Origin of the sequence: Pseudactinotalea sp., assembly GCF_048594945.1 — a bacterium.
Lineage (GTDB): Bacteria > Actinomycetota > Actinomycetes > Actinomycetales > Beutenbergiaceae > Pseudactinotalea.
The window spans coordinates 1-4,760 of the sequence record NZ_JBMDXJ010000093.1 but is presented as its reverse complement, the minus strand read 5'-3'; the positions used below and the strand labels follow the sequence as shown (position 1 = coordinate 4,760).

Annotated in this window: 5 protein-coding genes; 4 read left to right on the top strand and 1 reads right to left on the bottom strand. The window is 70.3% G+C overall.

The window, feature by feature from the left end; all coding sequences use genetic code 11:
* From ACOJSN_RS04490 to ACOJSN_RS04480, 3 genes are all read left to right on the top strand, one after another.
* Nucleotides 1-921 (top strand): RluA family pseudouridine synthase, encoded by a 921-nt coding sequence (locus ACOJSN_RS04490; RefSeq protein WP_420111315.1) that lies wholly within the window; start codon nt 1-3, stop codon nt 919-921.
* A gap of 67 nt (nt 922-988) precedes the next feature.
* A complete protein-coding gene (locus ACOJSN_RS04485) occupies nt 989-1,597 on the top strand; it encodes a hypothetical protein (protein WP_420111314.1) in 609 nt (202 codons plus the stop codon).
* A 24-nt stretch (nt 1,598-1,621) separates the two neighbouring features.
* The gene (locus tag ACOJSN_RS04480) at nt 1,622-2,098 is read left to right on the top strand and encodes a GNAT family N-acetyltransferase (protein WP_420111313.1); all 477 of its coding nucleotides are present in this window, start codon (nt 1,622-1,624) and stop codon (nt 2,096-2,098) included.
* 5 nt (nt 2,099-2,103) lie between these two features.
* On the opposite strand, the gene ACOJSN_RS04475 is transcribed toward ACOJSN_RS04480, so the two are convergent.
* Entirely contained in the window at nt 2,104-3,348 is a 1,245-nt protein-coding gene (locus ACOJSN_RS04475) for an aminotransferase class I/II-fold pyridoxal phosphate-dependent enzyme (protein ID WP_420111312.1), read from the bottom strand.
* A gap of 105 nt (nt 3,349-3,453) precedes the next feature.
* Between ACOJSN_RS04475 and dnaE the strand changes: the two genes are divergently transcribed.
* Nucleotides 3,454-4,760: DNA polymerase III subunit alpha (gene dnaE, locus ACOJSN_RS04470; RefSeq protein ID WP_420111311.1), on the top strand; the 1,307-nt coding region annotated here is incomplete at its 3' end.

The following is a 4,760-nucleotide window of genomic DNA, read 5'->3' as shown; positions in this document are numbered from 1 at the left end:
ATGGCACTCCGGTCGCTCCCGGGTCCCGATGGGCTCGCCGGTGAGCGGGTCGATGCCGCGCTCGCGCGGCTGCTCGGCCTGAGCAGGACCAAGGTCGCCGAGCTCGCCGAGTCGGGCGTGGTCACGGTCGACGGCGCCACGGTCGGTAAGTCGCACCGGCTGCTGCCGGGCTCGTGGCTGGAGATCGACCTGCCCGAGCCGGATCAGCCGGTGACCGCGCCCGCGGAGCCCATCCCGGGCATGCGGGTGGTGTTCGACGACGACGACGTGGTGGTGGTCGACAAGCCCGTCGGCGTCGCGGCGCACCCCAGCCCGGGCTGGACCGGACCCACCGTGGTCGGTGGGCTCGCCGGGGCGGGATACCGGATCTCGACCTCAGGCGCCGCGGAGCGGCAGGGGATCGTGCACCGGCTCGACGTCGGCACCTCCGGGCTCATGGTCGTGGCCAAGAGCGAGATCGCCTACTCCGTGCTCAAGCGCGCCTTCAAGGAACGTACGGTCGAGAAGATCTATCACGCGGTGGTGCAAGGGCACCCGGACCCGAGCAAAGGAACCGTCGACGCCCCGATCGGGAGGCACCCGCAGCACGACTACAGATTCGCTGTCGTGAGCGACGGCAAACCTAGCGTGACGCACTACGAGACACTCGAAGGGCTGCGCGCCGCCAGTCTGCTCGAGATCCACCTCGAGACCGGCCGCACCCACCAGATTCGCGTGCACAGCTCGGCGATCGGGCATCCCTGCGTGGGCGACCTCACCTACGGGGCCGACCCGGTCTTGGCCGAGCACGTGGGGCTGCGTCGGCAGTGGCTGCACGCGATGCGGCTCGGGTTTCACCATCCGCGAACCGGGCTGTGGACCGAGGTGAGCAGCGATTACCCGGCGGATCTACGTCACGCGCTGGACGTGCTGCAGAGCTGAGGAGAATGGGGAGGTCTACCCCGGCGAGCGGCGGCCGCGTGCGTGCCGTGGCGGCATGCTGGCAGGCGTGACCTCGCCGACTGAGCCGGATCCTGCCCCGACACGACCACCGACCGCCGGCGGGCTCCTGCTGCGTGTCCTGGTCTGGCCGCTGTACGTCGCGCTCGGGGCAGCCGTGCTGATCCCGCTGTGGAACCTCCAGCCGTTCGTCGCCATCGCGGTCGCGTTGCTCTTCGGAGGTATCGCCCGGGCGCTGGTGGGCGTCCGGAACTGGTGGTTGCAGATTCTCGCGATCCCGGTCGCGCTCGGGATGGCGGCGGGGCTGCTGCTGGCGTCGCCGATGCTGACCATCGTCGCCGGCGAGCGGGTGCCGTTCACCGTGGGCGAGTTCTCGCACGGGCTGCGGTGCACCGTGCACGAGGTCGACGGCGATCGGGTCCACGAGAACGTCTCCTGCCAGACGGACAATCAGCGGTGGGAGGAGGGCAGTGTGGTGGAGCTCGCGGTCGGAGGGCCGCTGCCGCACACCTACGACGATGGGTCGCCGTGGGAGGCGGACAAGCTCGAGCGGACGTTCGGCTGGGTCCTCCCGGTGGCGGTCGCCTCCTTCGTGATCGGCCTGGCGCTGCGGATACTCAAGGTCTGGCAGGGCTGGTACCGGCCGTCGCGGGAGTGAGTGCGGGCGTGGCACGATCGGGCGGTGACCACGATCAGCGTGCGGCGAGTGGCGAACGAGCAGGACATGACGGCCGCCTTCGCGATCCGCGAAGAGGTGTTCGTTGGTGAGCAGGGCGTCACGCTCGAGGAGGAGCACGACGACCTCGACGCGGCCGCCACGACCACGCATGTGCTCGCGGTGAGCGAGGGCGGCACACCTCTGGGCACCGCGCGTCTGCTCACCGATCCCGCCCATCCCGGCGTGGTGCACGTGGGCCGTGTCGCGGTGCGGCAGCAGGGCCGAGGGCAGGGCGTCGGCCGAGCGCTGATGGCCGCGCTCGAGGAGATCGCGCTGGCCGAGCACGCCGATGCCCAGGGCAGCGTACGGGTGGAGCTGTCGGCGCAGGAGAGCGCGATCCCGTTCTACCGGACGCTCGGGTACGAGATCGCCGAGGAGCGCTACCTCGATGCGCGGATCTGGCACCGCGACGCGAGCAAGTCGCTGCGGAGACCGGTCTGAGGACCTCAGCCCGCGAGCCGCGGCAGTCGACGCACCGCCTCCTGCAGCGTGGCCTCCGACTTCGTGAACGTGAAGCGCACGTGCTGCCGCAGCGCCCGATCGGTCGGTGACCCCGCTCGCGTGAAGGCCGACACCGGGACCGCGACCACGCCGCAGAGATCGGGCAGGGCACGGCAGAGCGCGGCCGCGTCGGGCAGGCCGAGGCGTGCGGTGACCGCGCTCGCGTCGGCGATGACGAAGTAGGTGCCCTCGGGTCGGAGCGTGCGCAAGCCTGCCTGCTCGAGTGCCGTCACCAGCAGGTCGCGCCGGTGCGCCAGGGAGGTCGCCAGCGCGGCCACGAAACCCGCGTCCGGGTCGTCGGTGGTCTCGAGGTCGAGCGCATGCGCGACCGCGGGCTGGAACGGGGCGCCCGAGACGTAGGTGAGGAACTGCTTGACCGCACGCAGCGCGTCGATCAGCTCGGCCGGTCCGCTCACCCACCCGACCTTCCACCCCGTGAACGAGAACGTCTTGCCCACCGAGGAGATCGTGAGCGTGCGTTCGCGCATCCCCGGCAGCGACGCGATCGGGACATGGGTCACGCCGTCGAAGGTGAGGTGCTCGTAGACCTCGTCGGTCACCACGAGCAGGTCGTGCTCCGAGGCGATGCGAGCGATCGCCTCGAGCTCACCGGGGCGCAGCACGGACCCGGTCGGGTTGTGCGGGGAGTTGAGCAGCAGCAGCCGCGTCCCCGGGAGTGCGGCCGCGTGGGCCATGGCCTCGAGGTCGGGCCGGAAGCCCTCGGCGGTGGCGAGCAGCGGCACGGTCACGTGCTCGCCGCCGGCGAGCGCGATCAGGGCGCCGTACGCGTCGTAGAACGGTTCGAGCGTGATCACACCGTCACCCGGTTCGGTGAGGGCGAGGAGCGAGGCGGCGAGTGCCTCGGTGGCGCCGGTGGTCACGAGTACCTCGGTGTCGCGGTCGAGGTCGAGGCCGTAGTGGCGCCGCTGATGGTCGGTCACGGCTCGGCGCAGCTCCGGGATGCCCGGACCGGGCGGGTATTGGTTGACCCCGGCCAGCAGGGCCTCCGAGGCGACGCGCTTGACTGACTCCGGGCCGTCGTCGTCGGGGAATCCCTGCCCGAGGTTGATCGCGCCCGTGCGCAGCGCGAGTGCCGACATCTCGGCGAAGATCGTGGGCCGCGGCGCGCCGTCCTCGCCCAGCAGCCCGGCTGCTGCCGCGGCCGCTCGCCACGGTCCTGCTGTCCTCATGCGCACACACTACGGACACGCCGGAGGGCGACACGCCGTCGTCGGGCGGGTGGTGCGGAGGGTCGCTCGCCCGGTGTCACCGGGCCGACCTAGACTGCGAAGATCATGCCCGCGGATCGATCTGACGACTTCGTCCACCTCCACGTCCATACCGAGTATTCGATGCTGGATGGTGCCGCGCGCGTCAAGGAACTGTTCGCCGAGGCGCAGCGGCTGGGTCAGTCGGCGCTCGCGACCACCGACCACGGCTACCTGTTCGGTGCCTACGACTTCTGGCGCACCGCCAAGCAGTACGACGTCAAGCCGATCATCGGTGTCGAGGCCTACGTCACGCCGGGAACCAGCCGGCACGACAAGACGCGCGTGCGGTGGGGCGAGGAGTCCCAGAAGAACGACGACGTCTCGGCGCGCGGCGCGTACACGCACATGACGCTGCTCGCCGAGACCACCGCGGGCATGCACAACCTGTTCCGGATGAGCTCGCTGGCCTCGCTGGAAGGGCAGCTCGGCAAGTGGCCTCGGATGGACCGCGAGCTGATGCAGACCTACTCCAAGGGCCTGATCGCCACGAGTGGCTGCGCCTCGGGGGAGATCCAGGTACGGCTGCGCCTCGGCCAGCACGAGGAGGCTCGCAAGGCGGCCGGTGAGCTGCAGGACATCTTCGGCAAGGACAGCTTCTTCATCGAGGTCATGGACCACGGGCTGGAGATCGAGCAGCGCACGATGCCCGACCTGCTGCAGCTCAGCAAGGACATCGGCGCGCCGCTGCTGGCCACCAACGACTTGCACTACACCAAGGCTTCCGACGCGCACGCGCACGAGGCGTTGCTGTGCGTGCAGTCGGGGTCCACGCTGAGCGAGCCCACGTACGAGCAGGGCGGCAACCGGTTCGCGTTCGGCGGCGAGGGCTACTACCTCAAGAGCGCGGCCGAGATGCGCGAGGTCTGGCGGGATCACCCGGAGGCGTGCGACAACACGCTGCTGGTCGCGCAGCGGTGCGAGGTGGAGTTCACCGAGCAGGTCGGCAAGTACATGCCGCACTTCCCGGTGCCCGAGGGCGAGGACGAGATCTCGCACTTCGTGGGCCAGGTCGAGCTGGGGCTGCAGCGCCGGTACCCGAACGGTGTGCCGGACCACGTGCGCAAGCAGGCCACGTACGAGATCGACGTGATCACGTCCAAGGGGTACGCCGGCTACTACCTCGTGGTGTCCGACTTCATCAACTGGGCCAAGGACAACGGCATCCGGGTCGGGCCGGGGCGTGGCTCCGGTGCCGGCTCGATGGCCGCCTACGCGATGGGGATCACCGACCTCGACCCGCTCGAGCACGGTCTGATCTTCGAGCGGTTCCTCAACCCCGAGCGCATGTCGCTGCCGGACTTCGACATCGACTTCGACGAGCGCCGTCGCTC

Bases quoted from the DNA above. Each gene is read 5' to 3' on its own strand.
- ACOJSN_RS04475 (WP_420111312.1), bottom strand. From the start codon at position 3,348: ATGAGGACAGCAGGACCGTGGCGAGCGGCCGCGGCAGCAGCCGGGCTG.
- ACOJSN_RS04490 (WP_420111315.1), top strand. From the start codon at position 1: ATGGCACTCCGGTCGCTCCCGGGTCCCGATGGGCTCGCCGGTGAGCGG.